Source organism: Serratia sp. S4 (genome assembly GCF_000347995.1).
GTDB classification, from domain to species: domain Bacteria; phylum Pseudomonadota; class Gammaproteobacteria; order Enterobacterales; family Enterobacteriaceae; genus Serratia; species Serratia quinivorans.
Genome location: NZ_KB661120.1, coordinates 4,827,406 through 4,845,092, shown reverse-complemented (window position 1 = coordinate 4,845,092; position 17,687 = coordinate 4,827,406). Strand labels below are relative to the sequence as shown.

Here is a 17,687-nt window from a genome sequence, read left to right as displayed (position 1 = left end):
GCCCGGTAGCTAAGTGCGGAAAAGATAAGCGCTGAAAGCATCTAAGCGCGAAACTTGCCTCGAGATGAGTCTTCCCTGGGAACTTGATTCCCCTGAAGGAACGTTTAAGACTAAGACGTTGATAGGCTGGGTGTGTAAGTGCAGCGATGCATTGAGCTAACCAGTACTAATGATCCGTGAGACTTAACCTTACAACACCAAAAGTGTTTTGATTTGAGAGATTTTCAGCGATGTTCCGAGATTGGTTCTGGTGGTTACTGAGGTAACGGCCGGAATGAAACAGAATTTGCCTGGCGGCAATAGCGCGGTGGTCCCACCTGATCCCATGCCGAACTCAGAAGTGAAACGCCGTAGCGCCGATGGTAGTGTGGGGTCTCCCCATGCGAGAGTAGGACACTGCCAGGCATCAAATTAGTGTGCTGATATGGCTCAGTTGGTAGAGCGCACCCTTGGTAAGGGTGAGGTCCCCAGTTCGACTCTGGGTATCAGCACCACTTTATTAAAGTGGGTTTAGAAGTTCGGCGAAAAGAATTAAAAGAATTTGCTTGGCGGCAATAGCGCGGTGGTCCCACCTGACCCCATGCCGAACTCAGAAGTGAAACGCCGTAGCGCCGATGGTAGTGTGGGGTCTCCCCATGCGAGAGTAGGACACTGCCAAGCATCAATTAAGCCAAGAGGCCATCCGAAAGGATGGCCTTTTTGCTTTGTGCCTTCCTAAAACGTACGGATCCTGCCTCTGCCAAGGCAATGAAACATTTTCACCTTCCGGTTGAACACTCGACATCCTGCTAAAAAAACGCTATCTTCGGGCATCTAGAAGTCTAAACGTTTAAATGGATGTGTGAGGATTAAGCAATGCCGATTCGTGTTCCTGATGAGTTACCTGCAGTCAGTTTTTTGCGCAATGAGAATGTCTTTGTCATGGCATCCTCTCGGGCAAAAACACAGGAAATCAGGCCATTGAAAGTACTGATCCTCAACCTGATGCCAAAAAAGATCGAGACAGAAAACCAGTTTTTACGTCTGCTTTCCAACTCTCCGCTGCAAATCGACATTCAGCTGCTGCGTATCGACAGCCGTGAGTCAAAGAACACGCCAGCGGAGCATCTGAATAACTTTTACTGTGATTTTGAAGATATTCAGGATGAGAATTTCGACGGATTGATTGTCACCGGGGCGCCGCTGGGGCTGGTTGATTTCTGTGACGTTGCCTACTGGCCACAGATCGAACGGGTGATTGACTGGGCCAAGAATCATGTCACCTCCACGCTGTTTGTATGCTGGGCGGTGCAGGCGGCATTGAACATTCTGTATGGTATTCCGAAGATGACGCGCGAAGTGAAACTGTCGGGGGTCTATCAGCACCAGACACTGCAGCAGCACGCCTTGCTGACTCGCGGTTTTGATGAGACCTTCCTCGCGCCTCACTCACGCTATGCAGACTTCCCTACGGAGATTATCCGCCAGTATACGGATTTGGATATCCTGGCCGAATCAGAACAAACCGGGGCCTATTTGTTCGCCAGTAAGGACAAGCGGCTGGCGTTTGTGACCGGCCACCCGGAGTATGATGCGCTAACGTTAGCTGGCGAGTATTGTCGCGATAACGATGCCGGTCTTAATCCTGTGGTACCGCTGAATTACTTCCCCGATGATAATCCCGAACTCACACCCAAAGCCTCCTGGCGCAGCCATGGTCATCTGCTGTTTGCCAACTGGCTCAACTACTACGTTTACCAGATCACGCCGTACGATCTGCGTCATATGAACCCAACCCTCGAGTAATCCTTTTTCCCTAATTGGCGGCTGAATCGAGGCCGCCGACGCAATCTCTTCCCCATCTGTCTTCCTCATTTCACTCTCTTTTCTAGTAAAAACGATTGTCTTACAACTAGTTAAATTAATTACTCCTCTACCTTGGAACCGGTTTCCTTAACGGTGTCCGTTGTTATATTTATTAACCAATTGATAATAAAAGGTTAATAAAATATTTTATAATAAAATGGAAATGGTTTTTGATTTTTATTTTTAGTTGAGTATTCTTAGAGCCAGAGAGAAGAGATCTGACCAGTTAAGGATCGTTTTATACGCCCTGATCCACACTGATTTCTGATGAAGCTGCGCCGGCTGAATGGCAACGGTGGTGCGCAACGATAGGAAGGAGCAAGACAATGACGCAACAGATAGTAGGCACGGAATTAACGTTTACGCAGGGTTTTAGCGCTGCTGAACGACAGGTGTTGACGGATGACGCGGTCGAATTCCTGGCGGAACTGGTGAGTAAATTTACTCCACAGCGCAACAAACTGTTGGCTGCGCGTGCCTGCTGGCAGCAGAAGATCGATCAAGGTGAACTTCCAGACTTCATTTCGGAAACTGATTCCATTCGTAATGATAAGTGGTCGATCCGCGGCATACCAGAGGATCTTCGCGACCGCCGGGTGGAAATCACCGGTCCGGTTGAACGCAAGATGGTCATCAACGCCCTGAACGCCAATGTGAAGGTGTTTATGGCGGACTTCGAAGACTCACTGGCACCGAGCTGGGACAAAGTCATCGACGGCCAAATCAACCTGCATGACGCGGTGAACGGCACCATCTCTTACACCAATGAAGCCGGCAAGATTTATCAGTTAAAGCCGAACCCAGCGGTATTGATTGCTCGCGTACGCGGCCTGCATCTGCCGGAAAAACACGTGCAGTGGCAGGGGGAAGCGATCCCCGGCGGCCTGTTCGATTTTGCACTGTATTTCTTCCATAACTATCGTCAACTGCTGGCTAAAGGCAGTGGCCCTTATTTCTACCTGCCAAAAACTCAGTCCTGGCAGGAAGCGGCCTGGTGGAGCGAAGTCTTCAGCTTTGCCGAGGATCGTTTCTCCCTGCCACGCGGCACCATCAAAGCCACGGTGCTGATCGAAACGCTGCCGGCAGTATTCCAGATGGACGAGATCCTCTACCACCTGCGCGATCATATCGTCGGCTTGAACTGCGGCCGTTGGGATTACATCTTCAGCTACATCAAGACGCTGAAAAATCATGCTGACCGGGTATTGCCGGATCGTCAGTCGGTCACCATGGACAAGTCATTCCTTAGCGCCTATTCCCGGTTGCTGATCAAGACCTGCCACAAGCGCGGTGCCTTTGCCATGGGCGGCATGGCGGCGTTTATCCCGAGCAAAGACGCCGAGAAAAATGCCTGGGTGCTGAACAAGGTGCGGGCGGATAAAGAGCTGGAGGCCAATAACGGCCACGACGGTACCTGGGTGGCCCATCCAGGGCTGGCGGATACCGTAATGGAGGTCTTCAGCCGGGTGCTCGGTGAGCGCCGTAACCAACTGGAAGTGCTGCGTGAAAACGACGCGCCAATCAGTGCTGCGCAGTTGCTTGAACCTTGTGACGGGGAGCGTACCGAAGCCGGCATGCGCGCCAATATTCGCGTGGCGGTGCAGTACATCGAAGCCTGGATCTCCGGCAATGGCTGCGTCCCGATTTATGGCCTGATGGAAGACGCGGCGACGGCGGAAATTTCCCGTACCTCTATCTGGCAGTGGATCCACCATGAAAAGAGCCTGAGCGATGGCCAACTGGTCACCAAGGCGCTGTTCCGTCAGATGCTGAAAGAAGAAATGTTGGTAGTACGTGAAGAGTTGGGTGAGGCACGCTTTAACGCCGGCCGCTTCGACGAAGCGGCAAGCCTGATGGAGCGTATCACTACGCAAGACGAATTAATCGATTTCCTGACTTTACCTGGCTATGAGCTGCTGGCCTGAATCCGTTCCTGACCATTAACCCTACATTATTGAAAAGGATAAAAATTATGTCTACCTCTCGTGCTCAACAGATTCAACAACTGGAACAGGAATGGAAATCGGCTCGCTGGGAAGGCATCACCCGCCCGTACAGCGCGGAAGACGTCATTAACCTGCGCGGTTCGGTTAACCCGGCTTGCACCCTGGCACAGAACGGTGCCGCCAAACTGTGGGAACTGCTGCACGGTAAATCACGCAAAGGCTACGTCAACAGTCTGGGGGCGCTCACTGGCGGCCAGGCACTGCAGCAGGCCAAGGCCGGCATCGAGGCGATTTACCTGTCCGGTTGGCAGGTGGCGGCGGATGCCAACACGGCGTCTGCGATGTACCCGGACCAGTCGCTGTACCCGGTTGACTCTGTGCCGGGTGTGGTTGAGCGCATCAACAATACCTTCCGCCGCGCCGACCAGATCCAGTGGGCCAACAAAATTGAGCCGGGCAGCAAAGGTTACACCGACTACTTCCTGCCGATCGTCGCCGATGCCGAAGCCGGCTTTGGTGGCGTGCTGAACGCTTTCGAACTGATGAAGGCGATGATTGAGGCCGGTGCTGCCGGGGTGCACTTCGAAGACCAACTGGCTGCGGTGAAAAAGTGCGGTCATATGGGCGGCAAAGTGCTGGTGCCAACCCAGGAAGCGATCCAGAAATTGGTTGCTGCGCGCCTGGCGGCCGATGTGCTCGGCGTGCCGACGCTGGTTATTGCGCGTACCGATGCCGATGCCGCCGATTTACTGACTTCTGACTGCGATCCTTACGACCGCGAGTTTGTGTCCGGTGAGCGCACTGCCGAAGGTTTCTTCCGCACCCATGCCGGTGTCGAGCAAGCGATCAGCCGTGGCCTGGCATATTGCCCTTACGCTGACCTGGTGTGGTGCGAAACCTCCACGCCGGATCTGCAGGCGGCCAAGCGCTTTGCCGATGCGATCCATGCCAAATTCCCGGGCAAACTGCTGGCGTACAACTGCTCGCCGTCATTCAACTGGAAAAAGAACCTGAACGACCAGACGATTGCTCGCTTCCAGGAAGAGCTGTCGGCGATGGGCTACAAGTACCAGTTCATTACGCTGGCGGGCATCCACAGCATGTGGTTCAACATGTTTGACCTGGCGCATGCCTATGCACAGGGCGAGGGCATGAAACACTACGTCGAAAAAGTGCAGCAGCCGGAGTTCGACGCGGTGGCACGCGGTTATACCTTTGCCTCACACCAACAGGAAGTGGGTACCGGTTACTTCGACAAGGTGACCACCATTATTCAGGGCGGTGCTTCCTCAGTGACGGCATTGACCGGTTCTACGGAAGAACAGCAGTTCTGATGCAGTCACGCTGACGATAGTTAACTCTGAGCCTGCTTATGCAGGCTCTCTTTTCTGGCGGGAGGTAAGGATGGCGGCAAAACTGGAGCTGTTGATCGCGCAGACGATCCTGCAGGGCTTTGATGCACAGTACGGCCGCTTCCTGGAGGTGACCGCCGGTGCGCAGCAGCGTTTTGAGCGGGCGGACTGGCCGGCAGTGCAGCAGGCGATGAAAAAACGAATCCACCTGTATGATCATCACGTCGGCCTGGTGGTAGAGCAGCTGAAGTGCATCACCGGGCAACAGTATTTTGATGCAGACTTCCCCAGTCGGGTGAAGGCGGTGTATACCGATCTGTTGCCGGAGTACCCACGTTTTGAGATTGCCGAAAGCTTCTTCAATTCGGTCTACTGTCGGCTGTTCAGACATCGCGACCTGACGCCGGAAAAACTGTTTGTTTTCAGCTCTCAGCCGGAAGGGCGCTTTCGCGACATCCCGCGTCCATTATCACGCGATTTCACCGCCAACGGTGACGTTTCGGCAATGTTGTACAACCTGCTGACCGATTTGCCTCTGCGGCTGCCGTGGGAAAACCTATCGCGCGATATTGATTACATCACGCTGGCCTTGCAGCAGAGCTTCAGCGCGCAGCAATTGGCAGGCGCAACGTTCCAGATCGCCAATGAGCTGTTTTACCGTAACAAGGCGGCCTGGCTGGTGGGGAAATTGCGTGTGGCAGACCGGGTCTATCCTTTCCTGCTGCCGATCCATCACAGTGATTCCGGCGCCTTGTTTATTGATACCTGCCTGACCAGCAAGGCCGAAGCCAGCATCGTATTCGGTTTCGCCCGCTCCTACTTTATGGTTTACGCCCCTCTGCCGGCGGCAATGGTCGAGTGGCTGCGTGAAATACTGCCGGGCAAAACCACCGCCGAGCTGTATATGGCGATTGGTTGCCAGAAGCACGGAAAAACAGAATGTTACCGCGAATACCTGACCTTTATGAGCGGCTCGCAGGAGCAGTTCATCATCGCGCCGGGGGTGAAGGGCATGGTGATGCTGGTGTTCACCCTGCCGTCTTTCGATCGGGTATTCAAGGTGATCAAGGATGAGTTTGCGCCACAAAAAGAGGTGACGCAGGCGCAGGTGATGGCCTGCTACCAACTGGTGAAAGAACACGATCGCGTAGGGCGCATGGCGGATACCCAGGAGTACGAAAACTTTGTCGTCGACAAGGCGCGCCTCAGTCCGGAGCTGCTGGCGGAACTGCAGCGCGAGGTACCGGATAAGCTGGAGGATCTGGGCGATCGCATCGCGATCAGGCATCTGTATATGGAACGACGCATGACACCGCTGAATCTGTATCTGGAACAGGCCGATGAACAGCAGATGCGCGACGCGATAGAAGAATACGGTAACGCCATCAAGCAGCTGGCTGCCGCCAATATTTTCCCCGGCGATATGCTGTTCAAGAACTTTGGCGTGACCCGGCACGGGCGGGTGGTGTTCTACGACTACGATGAGATCTGCTACATGACCGAGGTCAACTTCCGCGATATTCCGCCACCGCGCTATCCGGAAGATGAGTTGGCCAGCGAACCCTGGTACAGCGTGTCACCCAATGACGTCTTCCCGGAGGAATTCCGGCACTTTCTGTGTGGTGACCGGCGCATCCGGCAGGTGTTTGAAGAGATGCATCGCGACCTGTTCGAGGCCGATTACTGGCGCGGGTTGCAACAGCGCATCCGCGATGGGCATGTGGAAGACGTGTTTGCTTACCGCAAAAAACGGCGCTTCAGCCAGCGTAGTGGTGCGGCGATGCCCGCGACATCGGCTACGGCATAAGGGCGCGGTTCATTACCGCGCCCGACAAGATTACGCTTTTGCATCCGCAACGGCGACGCGCGCCAATTCGGTGATGCGGACGTAGTCACCGCTTTCCAGTGCATCTGCCGGTACCAGCCAGGAGCCGCCGATGCACAGCACGCTTTTCAGCGCCAGATAGTCACGGTAGTTGTTCGGTGAGATGCCGCCGGTTGGGCAGAAGCGCACCTGCGGGAAGGGGCCGCTGATGGCCTGCAGCGCTTTCACGCCGCCGTTGGCTTCCGCCGGGAAGAATTTAAACTCACGCAGGCCGTGATCCATGCCCAGCATCAGTTCCGACACGGTGCAGATACCGGGAATCAACGGGATCGAACCGGCAGTGGCCGCTTTCAGCAGATCGGCGGTCAGGCCTGGGCTGATGGCGAACTGTGCGCCGGCGTCGGTGACTTCCTGCAGTTGCTGGGGATTAATAACCGTGCCGGCACCGATAATCGCGTCTGGCACTTCTTTGGCAATCGCACGGATCGCGTCCATCGCGCAGGCGGTGCGCAGTGTCACTTCCAATACCCGCACACCCCCGGCGACCAGGGCTTTCGCCAACGGCACCGCATGTTCCAGTTTGTTGATGACGATCACCGGGACTACCGGTCCTGCCATCAGGATCTGCTCTGCGCTTGTCTTCCAATTGTTCATTAACGGTTTTCTCCAGTTATGGCCGCCGCCGTCGGGCTGTACGGCCATGCTATCGGTTAAAATTTAATGCAGCAGGCGCCCTGTTCGGCACCGGAAAGCTGGCTGCGCAAGGCGCCGAACAGTTCACGGCCACAGCCGATGTGTTCTGCGCTCAGGTCGGGTTGATAAGGTGCGCGCTGGGCCAGCAGGTCGGCATCGACCAACAGTGCCAACTCGCCAGTGCGGCCATTTACGCGGATCAGATCGCCGTTTTGCACCTTGGCCAGCATGCCACCGGTGTAGGCTTCCGGGGTCACGTGAATGGCGGACGGAACCTTGCCGGAAGCGCCGGACAGGCGGCCATCGGTCACCAGTGCCACTTTAAAGCCGCGGTCCATCAATACGCCCAACGGCGGCATCAGTTTGTGCAGTTCTGGCATGCCATTGGCCTGAGGCCCCTGGAAGCGCACCACCACCACACAATCGCGATCCAGTTTGCCGGCTTCAAACGCCGGTACGATGTCATGCTGGCTTTCAAAGACCACCGCCGGTGCTTCGATAATCTGGTTTTCAGCGGGGACTGCCGAGGTTTTCATCACCGCTCGGCCAAGGTTACCGGCCAGCACCTTGGTACCGCCGTGGTGCTCGAAAGGTTCGGCCACGCTGGCGATAACCTGGGCGTCGAGCGAACTCTCCGCACCCTCACGCCAGGCCAGTTGGCCATTATCCAGCCAGGGTTCCTGGGTGTAGCGCGTCAGGCCAAAACCGGCCACGGTATGCACGTCTTCGTGCAGCAGGCCGTGTTTCAACAGGTCGCGTACCACCAGGGCTACGCCGCCCGAGGCCTGGAATTGGTTGATGTCCGCCGGGCCGTTCGGGTAGATGCGACATAACAATGGCACCGCGTCCGACAGTTCGGAGAAATCATCCCAGTTGATAATAATGCCGGCGGCGCGAGCCATTGCCACCATGTGCATGGTCAGATTGGTGGAGCCACCGGTAGCCAACAGCGCAACGATACCGTTCACCACCACCTTCTCATCCACCAGTCGGCCGATCGGCAGATAGTTGCCGGCGGTTTCGGTCAGGCGAGTGACCTGACGTGCGGCCGCGTCGGTCAATGCATCGCGCAGCGGTGTGTCCGGGTGGACGAAAGAGGCACCCGGCAGGTGCAGCCCCATCACTTCCATCACCATTTGGTTGGTGTTGGCGGTGCCGTAGAAAGTGCAGGTGCCGATGCCATGGTAGGAGGCGGCCTCGGCCTCCAGCAGCGCCAGGCGATCGGCCTTGCCTTCGGCATACAGTTGGCGCACCCGGACTTTCTCTTTATTCGGCAAGCCGCTGCTCATCGGGCCGGCGGGGACAAACAGCGACGGCAAATGGCCGAAGGACAGGGCGGACATCACCAGTCCCGGTACGATCTTGTCACAAATGCCGAGGAACAACGCGCCGTCGAACATATTGTGCGACAGGCCGATGGCGGAGGACATGGCGATCACGTCACGACTCATCAGTGACAGCTCCATGCCGTCCTGTCCTTGAGTCACACCGTCGCACATCGCCGGGACGCCACCGGCCACCTGACCGACGGCCCCTACTGCGTGCAGGACTTGTTTAAGCTTTTGCGGGTAGTTTTCGTAGGGCTGGTGGGCGGACAACATGTCGTTATAAGCGGTAATGATGGCGATATCGCTGCGCACCATATTTTTCAGCGCAGTTTTGTCATCCGGCTGGCAGGCGGCGAAGCCATGGGCCAGATTACCGCAGGCCAACTGGGCCCGGTGTACGGTTTGTGAACGCGCTGCTTCAATGCGTGCCAGATAGGCGGTACGGCTCGATTTGGAACGGTCGATGATGCGTTGTGTGACACGGGATAGGGTTGGATTAATCATACCTTCCTCACATGCTATTGTTATAGACGCCGCCTGTGGCGGTGCCCCCGGTGGTGAATTGCAGCCCTGATGTGCAAGGCCGGGGGCGCTGTTATGTCGTTATGGTGGTTTAAAACAGGGTGAAAGCAATCATGCCGATAATCCCGCCCACGCTACCCAGAATGGTTTCCATCACCGTCCAGGTTTTCAGCGTTTGCAGCTCATTGGCACCGGTAAATTTGCCGAACAGCCAGAAACCGGCGTCGTTGACGTGACTGAGTACGATAGACCCACCGGCAATACAGATAGCCAGCGCGGCCAGTTGTCCGCCGCCAAGCCCCAGCTGGCTAGTCACCGGTAACACCAGGCCGACGGTGGTCAGACAGGCCACGGTGGCAGATCCCTGAATCACTCGCACCATGACGGACAGCACAAAGGCCGCGACGGCGATAGGCAGACCGGTACCGATCATGGCGTCCCCCAGGGCTGGGCCGACGCCGGAATCCACCAAAATCTGTTTGAAGACGCCACCGGCCCCGGTCATCAGCAAAATGATCCCGGCGGGTTGGACTGCCGCAGAGCAAATGGCCAGCGTTTGTTCGTTGGTCATGCCGCGTGGTTTCGCCAGACCATAAATCACGATCAAACAGGCGACTAAAATGGCGATAAACGGGTGGCCAATAAACTCCAGCCATTGTTGCAACTGCGAGCCAGGCGTGACCAGACGGGCGCCAATGGTTTTCATGCCGACCAGCACCAGTGGGCAGAGTACCAGCGCCAGACTAAGGCCAAATGACGGCAGGTTGGCGGTGTTCAGCGTCGGTTCGTTTTCATCCGCCGGCATTGACCAGTTAACATAGCGGCTGATAAAGCTGCCGTATAACGGGCCTGCAATCAGCATGCCGAGGACCGCGGCGACCAGACCGATGGCAATCATCCAGCCGAAGTCGGCCTTCATTTGTGAAGCCAGCAGCATCGGTACCGGCCCCGGCAGCAAGAACGAAGCGGCGGCGGCGACACCGGCAAACAGCGGGATGGCCAGCTTAACGATGTTGCCGTCGGTGCGGCGCGCCACGGCAAACACGATGCCGATCAGCAGCACCACGGCCACATCAAAGAACAGCGGCAAGGCACAAATCAAACCGGCAATGCCGAGCGCGTAATGGGCCTTGCTTTGGCCGAAACGTTTCAGCAAATGCGCCGCAATTTGGTCCAGCGCACCGACTTCATGCAGTATTTTGCCAAACATCGCCCCCAGCGCCACCACGATGGCCAGGAAGCCCAAGGTGTCGCCCATGCCTTTTTGCATGGTATCGGCAATGCGATCCAGCGGCATGCCGGAGAAGATCCCGGCAGCGATAGACACCAGCATTAATGCGACAAAGGCGTGCATACGCGCCTTCATCACCAGAAACAGCAGTAAGAGAACAGAGCCGACTGCGGTACCGACCAGCGTTACAGTATTCACGCGCACACATCCTGTGGCAGGAAACTTTGGATATGTTTCACCGTATCGGCGATCACCGCTTCCAGCGGCTGGTTGATGTCCACCGACATCACGTCGCTCTCATCTGCGCCCGGTTGTTCCAGCGCGGCAAACTGTGTGACCAGCATCTGCGGTTTGAAGAAGTGGCCGTTGCGGGCCGCCAGACGGGCTTCAATCACCGGGAAGTCACCGTGCAGGTAGATGAACGACAGGTTGCCATTACCGGCACGCAGGCGATCGCGGTAGTGTTTCTTCAGCGCTGAACAGACAATAACCGAAACATTGTTGGTTCGCTGCATGGCGAAGGCGGCGTCGTTGAGTGCGGCCAGCCAAGGGGCACGATCGTCATCATTCAGCGGTTCGCCGGCGGCCATTTTCAGGATATTACTACGCGGGTGCAGAAAATCACCGTCGAGGAACCCGGCAGAAAGTTGGCGGGCCGCTGCGGCGGCCACAGCGGACTTGCCACTGCCAGAAACGCCCATAATGACGTAAATGCGGTTTTGATTATTGGTCATGGCTTAGCTCCAAAACGATGAGAGACGTTACCTTATTCTATTTGTTACCGGTAACATGTTATCGGTAACATTGTCGAAGGAAGTTTCGTCGGTTGCAATGGGCTTTAGCTGCCAGGATCGTTATCTGTGATCGGCTTCAAGTTTTTATTGGGGGAGGGAAACAGGATCGGTACAGCGTTTTACATGCTGACAACAGCAGGGGCGCAACAAGCGTGGTGGACGGAAAGGCGAGGGTTTGCACAACAGCGGCACCATTGTGCAAACCTATTATGTGGCTTTAATTATTGGTCGTTGCCTTCTTTTATTCCAGCAGACGATCAACCTCCTGCTTGGCCTCACGGAATTGTTTTTGGTATTCCGGGCTTGCCTGCAGGCGGGCAAAAGCGCCGGCGGCCAGGAAGCGGCCCGCGTCAACGTCACTTTCCCAATGCACGCCGCAAATCAGACGGCTACGGCCAAATTCATAGCCCTTTTTCATTAACGGGGTGGATAACTGCGGTTCCATTGCGGTTAAGGTCATCGCCCACATCATCCCGGTGACGGCATGGCCGGAAGGGTAAGAACCACCATCGTTACTTAATGCGCTATGTTCTTTTGGGGTACAGCTGTCAATGCGCAATGCCGAATAGGGACGAATGCGGCTAAAGGCTTTCTTGGTGTCATTGGAGGCATAACCTGCATCGGTAAAGACACGGGCGAGCAGTAGGTGCAACCGAGGCGTATTTTTACGTGAAATAGTGATACCTAACGCCGGTGAGAATGCGCTGCCAATATAGTTAAAGGAGAGTTTGGCATCCTCAATTGCCAACTGGCCGCGTGGCGTATCGCGCAGCTTGCGTAATTCATGGAATGTCTCAATGTCGCTTTGTGCGGCGGCGGAATTTTCTTTTGGTGGCGGCGGCAGGATTTTAGCGCCGTCAGGGTAATCCGCCGGCGTAAGATAGCCGTTGATCCAACCCTTGATATAAGGCGAGAAGCCCACGTCAGGATAGCCGATATCACTGTAATCGGTACGCCAGGTCTCAGTGGGATCATTATTTGGCGCAGTATCATCTTTTGCCTGGGCGGGAGATAAACATGCCACCGAGCCGAATAGTAATACCAATGCGGTAAATCTATTTATATTCTTCCTTGTTTTCATTATATTTCCCTCGTGTTGGTGTTATGTTTTCCGGTAATTTCTATGACTCAATTCCTGAGATTAACTGACAACGAATAACCCTAAGAAATACAAAATATTTAACAGGATGCCGCATATTATTGTCGCCACTACCGGTGCGGCGATTTTCAATATTGGGCGTCCCAGCGCTTCGTTAAGGAAATAAAGTGCGGCGGTAATGCTGAATCCGGTATAACCCGCCATCTTGATGGAGGCAAAAATGGCACCAATCATCAGGGCGAACTCCATCAGCATGTTCATGGCATTGCGGATGCTGTCGGATGCGTTACGAACCGAAGGATAGTTGCTCAACCAGCGGCCGATAGAGCGTAATAACAGCACTTCCAGCGTGATGGTTAACGCGCCGAAAATGGCCGCCAACCAGGGTGAGGGGGCCAGATAACCCACGGTAAAAACAAAGGTAAAACCGGCAACGGCGTAGACGCCGGTGGCCAGCGCGGTCGTGGCGATGAGCGGAATAAAACCTAACCCGCGCATAAATTCAGCCAGCGCCGCCTGATTCACCAGCGCCGCCGACTCCTCGGGTGAAACCCCAGGGGCCCAGGCTTTTGCCAGCGTGTAGATAGAGACCTCGGATCCGCCAAACAGCTTCAGGCTGGCCACCGTCGATATCAGTGCGCCGGTAATGGCAAGCAGCGGCAGGTTTTTGATAATTCTTGAGGTTCGTTCTTCAAAAACTGAGGTGCCGTGGTTGTTCTCATGATGCTTGCGCTGAGAAATATCACGAAAGATGGCAATCCCCAACAGCATGACCATACCGACGAAAATTTCGATGGATTCAGGGAAAAGAGAAGGGTAAAAACGTACCACAATCACGCGGGCCATCAGCACCACGACAGCGGCCAACAGGCTGTGACGCCAGCCGAATTGATAAAAAATAGCGACCAGTGGGAACAGGGCGAAAGCCGAAATAACCGGGCTGGAAAGCTCACCCAACGAACCGAGAATATCCACCGGCAGGGCAGTAAGCAGGGTATTAATTGGCACCAGACTGGTTAATACCAATACGCCCCAGGCCATGCCCAAAGCGAACGCCAGGTAACTGTTAAATGCCAATACGCCGATGATGTCGGTAGGCAGAAACAGTAACCAGCTGTTCAACAGACCGGTTGATAGGGTAAAGGAGATCCCGACTGACGCCACGAAACCGATGCTTAAACCAAAGGCAATGCTGCCGGCCTCACGACGGTTCATATTCCCTTCAACCAATTGCGGCAGAATGGGACGAATACCATCGTGAAATACGGCAACCGACCGATGAGAAAGCAGCGAGGTCATGCCTGTGAGCAAGGCAACGATAACAATATGCAAATATTGCTCCATGGGAGGCTCCTTAACCCAAGTGACCAATCAACATCGGGACGGCATGTTCGACATGTTCCACCGAAAGGCCAAAAGCCACTTTCCCTTCATTAATCCATTTAACTATTTGTTCTTCTTTTGCCTGTATTCCTGGTTTGGCAATGGTGCAGCAGCGGTTGTAACCGATAATGGCGATAGCAATAGATAGCGCTGCACCCGCCCCGGTGTTACAGGCACCAATAAAATAATCCAGTTCGCCGCTTTTGACTTTACCTGCCGCCTCCATATCGTTTTGGATAAAGCACTCAAATTTGCCGGGTGCGGTGGATTCAATGACCTGTTTTATTTGCTCACGTTGTAAGCCTGCAATGCCGATTTTTTTCATTATTATTATCCTTTGAAGAATGTATTGGGGTTATCGCGCAGCATAAGGTCAATATCCCGCTGGTGGATCCCCGCCTGTAATAACATGGGAATGAACGTATCAATGAGGTAGCTGAACCCTGGGCCTTCGTTGGCCGCCAGGTGTGAGCGTCGGGTGATATCCATGGAGAGCATGACCTGGCCTGATAAACCCCGTTGAGCGAGTGCCAGTAAGGTAGCCACACGTTTTTCGTCTGGGTAATAATTATTTTTCCCGATGGTATCGAATTGAATTAACGCACCGGTATCCAGAATGCGTAGCAATGTTTCCCACTGATCGCGAAGATCGCAATGGCCGATAACAATATGCTCTGCGGCCACCCCGTAGCCGGTTAATAGCCGTAGCTGCTCCAGCCCCATGGTGCTGAAACTGGTGTGGGTCGAGATAGGTTTACCGGTCGCCAAATGTGCCAATGCGGCGGCGTGAAACACTTTTTCTTCCGTCGGGGTAATGGTGCCTTCACTGCTGCCTATTTCTGCGATGACGCTTGCACGTAACTCTGTGCCGTCAATGCCCTGTTCTATTTCGTCGATCATTTCCTGCGCCAATTGCTGTGCGCTACGTTGCGCGACATGTGGCGGGTAGAACTCCTGTTGGTAGTACCCGGTTGACGCCAGGATGTTAATGCCGCTTTCTTGCATCAGATCCAGCATGAATTGCGGGTTGCGTCCCATATAGCGATTGGTGACCTCAACCAGGTTGAGAACGCCTTTACTGACCAGCGTCTTCATTTCATCGACGAGCAAAGCGTAACAATCCAGCCTGCAATCCATATCCTGCTTGAATGGCGACAGGTCGATATGCAGATGCTCGTGCGCATAGGTATAACCACGGCTATCGAATTGCGTTGAAAGATCCATTGTTGCCCCTTGTTGAGTTGTGAATAACACGAATGACCACTTGGTGGTTCAGAGGCGCCAAAGGTGTCACCGCAATGTCTGCATCGTTGCTGTTGCCTCAGACAGGCACTCTTAATTTTCATTTATTTGAAGATTTATGAACGACAAACTGGGTTGTGCCGTTGTTAAACCAGGCTTGCCGCCTGCTTGATAACTCTGTCCAGACTTTGGTTCTTCACTCTATATCCTCATTTTTTTGAATATATTAATGCAATGGTAAGTGAGCCTATTTGGGACAACAACGGGCAGATGACTATTACTTGAACAGGATCACAAATATAGTGAGGCGCCACAGTCGGCGCCGCTAAATTTTAATCGGCTGCTGATCCTGCATAGGGTGTGCTGTAGCCACCGAAATCATAAACATATTGCAAGATAGCCGTTCCGTTTTCATCCGCATGATTTTCGTGATTTATCAGGAGGGCGACGACACCTTCTGCCCCGCGCAGATGTGCCCCTGCCAGTAAGCCTGATAAAGTGATCTCCACGTCATTGGGGCGACCATCCGGAGGCGTTAACACCGGCTGGCACTCACTCCAGCGAACCGTTTTTCCCAAATAATTACTCAGTTTTTCCCCGTGTTCGGCTAACTGTAAGACTATGTTTTGGTATTTATTGTCAAAATGGTCGAGGGCGATAAATTCCTGCTTGTCTGGATTGATGACATCCTCGAAAGAGTTAATACCATGTTTACCGGTAAATGTTCCTCGCCAGGTATTAACATCGGTAACGTGGATCTTCCCTTCGGGAAATTCCATTATTTTATCACGTACGCCATTGGCCCAATTGCTGACGTCTACATCCGAGTAATACATCGGCAAACCATTGCTATCATAATGGGTATAATAGCCGAGATCCCAGAGGTCGTGTTCGCTGAACTGGTAACCCACAAAACCCAGATAATTCATGACGGCATATTGCATTGTCCGAAACATTGCGGGATCACCAGAACCCCGGATATAGAATTTATCAACGCCCAGTTTTATAAAATAATCTTTTATCGAGGTGGTGCTGACCAATGGCGCGCCACTCTTGCTGCGGACAACACGCCCGGGAGATTCAACCTGTTGGTAGGTAACTGCCTGTTGATCATCGTAATGCTGGTCGTAATACTCTGCATCAAGAGGATCGATAGAGCATTCAAAGGTTCTGATTGCGGTAAGAAAATCGGTATAGTCGCCATGACTGCTTTTTTTTGCGCGTTTCATTTTTATATTCCTTAGCGATACTCCCACAAGGGGGAGATAATTTTGGAAGAAAAATTACGCGGTTAGCTTATACCTCTTAATGGGTATTTATATTAATGTGAGGAATTATATTAATAAATAACTGTAAAGCTATGCTGGCATAAATTATATACAAAACTTGATTGTTCAATCGCTACTTCGTTTCCTGATGCGGGATTATGCCGTTAGTGGGGCAGGTATTTTTTGTCAACCTGCCGTGCCAGCAGTGGTGCGATATTTCCCTGATTGCATTTTCATGCCGCTGGCCCGGATTTTATAAATTTGACTCAGGCCAGCAGTATCACGGGTATTTTAACGCACGCCGCCATATTCCAGGCTGATCTCTTTCGCAGCGTGGATCACCAACGCACCCAGCTCAGTCACACGGTTGTCGGTGATGCGAGACACCGGGCCGGAGATGGAGATGGCGGCGAAGGCTTCATGGTGCTCGTCGAAGATGCAGGCTGCTACGCAGCGCAGACCTAGCGCATGTTCTTCATCGTCAAAGGAAAAGCCCTGCTTGCGAATCTGCGCCAGCCCTTCCTTCAGGTTGTGCGGCGTCAGAGTATGTTGGGTATAGGTTTGCATGCCCTTTTTATGCAGCAGTTTGGTGACCTGCTCATCCGGCAGGGTGGAAAGAAAGGCCTTCCCCGCGCCGGAAGCGTGCATCGGCAGTTTACCGCCGATCGGTGCCGACATGCGCATCAACGCGGTGCACTGTACCTGATCGATAATAATGGCCTGATACTCGCTGGTATCCAGCACCGCCAGATTAACCGTCTCGCCGGACTCCTCCATCAGGCGACGCAGCGTTGGGTGCACCATCGCCAACAGATTACGGCTCTGCAAAAAGCTGCTGCCGACCACAAAGGCGTGTGAGCCGATGGTCCACAGGCCAAGATCGCCTACCTGCCGCACGAAACCTTGTTGTTGCATGGTGGTGAGCAGGCGGTGGGTGGTGGAGTTCGGCAAGCCGGCCTGTTGGGCCAGATCGGTTAGCGCGACATTACCCTGAGCTTCGGCAATGTATTCCAATAATTTCAGACCACGGGTCAGCGACTGTACCTGGCCGGTCGCCGCACTGGCGGTCGGGGATGCAACACGGGGCTTTTTGCCACGTTTGGCAGGAGCAGGGGTGACCATAATTCACGTTCCTTTTTCCGTATGATGGAATTCATTT

14 protein-coding genes, 1 tRNA gene, 2 rRNA genes and 1 other annotated feature are annotated in these 17,687 nt (G+C 54.1%); of the genes, 7 read left to right on the top strand and 10 right to left on the bottom strand.

The genetic code is table 11. The features are described from left to right. Positions 1-75 precede the first annotated feature (75 nt). Positions 76-178, top strand: a sequence feature (23S ribosomal RNA rRNA prediction is too short). 111 nt (positions 179-289) lie between these two features. The 7 genes from rrf (SERS4_RS0123285) to aceK all read left to right on the top strand — a co-directional run bounded on the left by rrf (SERS4_RS0123285) (position 290) and on the right by aceK (position 6,950). Next, a 5S ribosomal RNA gene (gene rrf / locus SERS4_RS0123285) occupies positions 290-405 on the top strand. 13 nt (positions 406-418) lie between these two features. Then, positions 419-494, top strand: a tRNA-Thr gene (locus tag SERS4_RS0123280). A 50-nt stretch (positions 495-544) separates the two neighbouring features. Beyond that, positions 545-660 (top strand): 5S ribosomal RNA (gene rrf, locus SERS4_RS0123275). Between the two features lie 195 nt (positions 661-855). After that, on the top strand, positions 856-1,785 hold the full coding sequence (gene metA, locus SERS4_RS0123270) for a homoserine O-succinyltransferase (RefSeq protein WP_012147198.1): 930 nt from the start codon (positions 856-858) through the stop codon (positions 1,783-1,785). Between the two features lie 386 nt (positions 1,786-2,171). Further along, positions 2,172-3,770 (top strand): malate synthase A, encoded by a 1,599-nt coding sequence (gene aceB, locus SERS4_RS0123265; RefSeq protein WP_017894242.1) that lies wholly within the window; start codon positions 2,172-2,174, stop codon positions 3,768-3,770. 47 nt (positions 3,771-3,817) lie between these two features. Beyond that, a complete protein-coding gene (gene aceA, locus SERS4_RS0123260; RefSeq protein WP_017894241.1) occupies positions 3,818-5,125 on the top strand; it encodes an isocitrate lyase in 1,308 nt (435 codons plus the stop codon). Between the two features lie 70 nt (positions 5,126-5,195). After that, positions 5,196-6,950: a bifunctional isocitrate dehydrogenase kinase/phosphatase gene (aceK, locus tag SERS4_RS0123255; RefSeq protein WP_017894240.1), complete on the top strand. Its 1,755-nt coding sequence runs from the start codon at positions 5,196-5,198 to the stop codon at positions 6,948-6,950. A 30-nt stretch (positions 6,951-6,980) separates the two neighbouring features. Here the strand turns inward: aceK and SERS4_RS0123250 are convergent, their stop codons facing one another. The 10 genes from SERS4_RS0123250 to iclR all read right to left on the bottom strand — a co-directional run bounded on the left by SERS4_RS0123250 (position 6,981) and on the right by iclR (position 17,650). Then, positions 6,981-7,622, bottom strand: a complete 642-nt coding sequence (locus SERS4_RS0123250) for a bifunctional 4-hydroxy-2-oxoglutarate aldolase/2-dehydro-3-deoxy-phosphogluconate aldolase (RefSeq protein WP_017894239.1) — start codon at positions 7,620-7,622, stop codon at positions 6,981-6,983. Positions 7,623-7,678: 56 nt separating this feature from the next. Further along, complete coding sequence (edd, locus tag SERS4_RS0123245) at positions 7,679-9,493, bottom strand: phosphogluconate dehydratase (protein ID WP_017894238.1); 1,815 nt, start codon at positions 9,491-9,493, stop codon at positions 7,679-7,681. 109 nt (positions 9,494-9,602) lie between these two features. Continuing rightward, positions 9,603-10,940, bottom strand: a complete 1,338-nt coding sequence (gene gntU, locus SERS4_RS0123240) for a gluconate transporter (RefSeq protein ID WP_017894237.1) — start codon at positions 10,938-10,940, stop codon at positions 9,603-9,605. Continuing rightward, on the bottom strand, positions 10,937-11,476 hold the full coding sequence (gene gntK / locus SERS4_RS0123235; protein ID WP_012147191.1) for a gluconokinase: 540 nt from the start codon (positions 11,474-11,476) through the stop codon (positions 10,937-10,939). The genes gntU and gntK overlap by 4 nt, the downstream gene beginning before the upstream one ends. Positions 11,477-11,777: 301 nt before the next feature. Then, entirely contained in the window at positions 11,778-12,617 is an 840-nt protein-coding gene (locus SERS4_RS0123230; RefSeq protein ID WP_037410566.1) for a phosphatase PAP2 family protein, read from the bottom strand. A 60-nt stretch (positions 12,618-12,677) separates the two neighbouring features. Beyond that, a complete protein-coding gene (locus SERS4_RS0123225) occupies positions 12,678-13,979 on the bottom strand; it encodes a YhfT family protein (protein WP_017894235.1) in 1,302 nt (433 codons plus the stop codon). A gap of 10 nt (positions 13,980-13,989) precedes the next feature. Next, the gene (locus SERS4_RS0123220; protein ID WP_017894234.1) at positions 13,990-14,343 is read right to left on the bottom strand and encodes a DUF2620 domain-containing protein; all 354 of its coding nucleotides are present in this window, start codon (positions 14,341-14,343) and stop codon (positions 13,990-13,992) included. A 5-nt stretch (positions 14,344-14,348) separates the two neighbouring features. Then, the gene (locus tag SERS4_RS0123215) at positions 14,349-15,242 is read right to left on the bottom strand and encodes a phosphotriesterase-related protein (protein WP_017894233.1); all 894 of its coding nucleotides are present in this window, start codon (positions 15,240-15,242) and stop codon (positions 14,349-14,351) included. 350 nt (positions 15,243-15,592) lie between these two features. Further along, a complete protein-coding gene (locus SERS4_RS0123210; protein ID WP_017894232.1) occupies positions 15,593-16,489 on the bottom strand; it encodes a hypothetical protein in 897 nt (298 codons plus the stop codon). Between the two features lie 330 nt (positions 16,490-16,819). After that, positions 16,820-17,650 carry a glyoxylate bypass operon transcriptional repressor IclR gene (gene iclR / locus SERS4_RS0123205; RefSeq protein WP_017894231.1) on the bottom strand — a complete coding sequence of 277 codons (831 nt, stop codon included), beginning with the start codon at positions 17,648-17,650 and terminating at the stop codon, positions 16,820-16,822. Between the last annotated feature and the right edge of the window lie 37 nt (positions 17,651-17,687).

Coding starts and splice junctions, on each gene's coding strand:
- metA (WP_012147198.1), top strand. CDS start 856: ATGCCGATTCGTGTTCCTGATGAGTTACCTGCAGTCAGTTTTTTGCGC.
- aceB (WP_017894242.1), top strand. CDS start 2,172: ATGACGCAACAGATAGTAGGCACGGAATTAACGTTTACGCAGGGTTTT.
- aceA (WP_017894241.1), top strand. CDS start 3,818: ATGTCTACCTCTCGTGCTCAACAGATTCAACAACTGGAACAGGAATGG.
- aceK (WP_017894240.1), top strand. CDS start 5,196: ATGGCGGCAAAACTGGAGCTGTTGATCGCGCAGACGATCCTGCAGGGC.
- SERS4_RS0123250 (WP_017894239.1), bottom strand. CDS start 7,622: ATGAACAATTGGAAGACAAGCGCAGAGCAGATCCTGATGGCAGGACCG.
- edd (WP_017894238.1), bottom strand. CDS start 9,493: ATGATTAATCCAACCCTATCCCGTGTCACACAACGCATCATCGACCGT.
- gntK (WP_012147191.1), bottom strand. CDS start 11,476: ATGACCAATAATCAAAACCGCATTTACGTCATTATGGGCGTTTCTGGC.
- SERS4_RS0123230 (WP_037410566.1), bottom strand. CDS start 12,617: ATGAAAACAAGGAAGAATATAAATAGATTTACCGCATTGGTATTACTA.
- SERS4_RS0123225 (WP_017894235.1), bottom strand. CDS start 13,979: ATGGAGCAATATTTGCATATTGTTATCGTTGCCTTGCTCACAGGCATG.
- SERS4_RS0123220 (WP_017894234.1), bottom strand. CDS start 14,343: ATGAAAAAAATCGGCATTGCAGGCTTACAACGTGAGCAAATAAAACAG.
- SERS4_RS0123215 (WP_017894233.1), bottom strand. CDS start 15,242: ATGGATCTTTCAACGCAATTCGATAGCCGTGGTTATACCTATGCGCAC.
- SERS4_RS0123210 (WP_017894232.1), bottom strand. CDS start 16,489: ATGAAACGCGCAAAAAAAAGCAGTCATGGCGACTATACCGATTTTCTT.
- iclR (WP_017894231.1), bottom strand. CDS start 17,650: ATGGTCACCCCTGCTCCTGCCAAACGTGGCAAAAAGCCCCGTGTTGCA.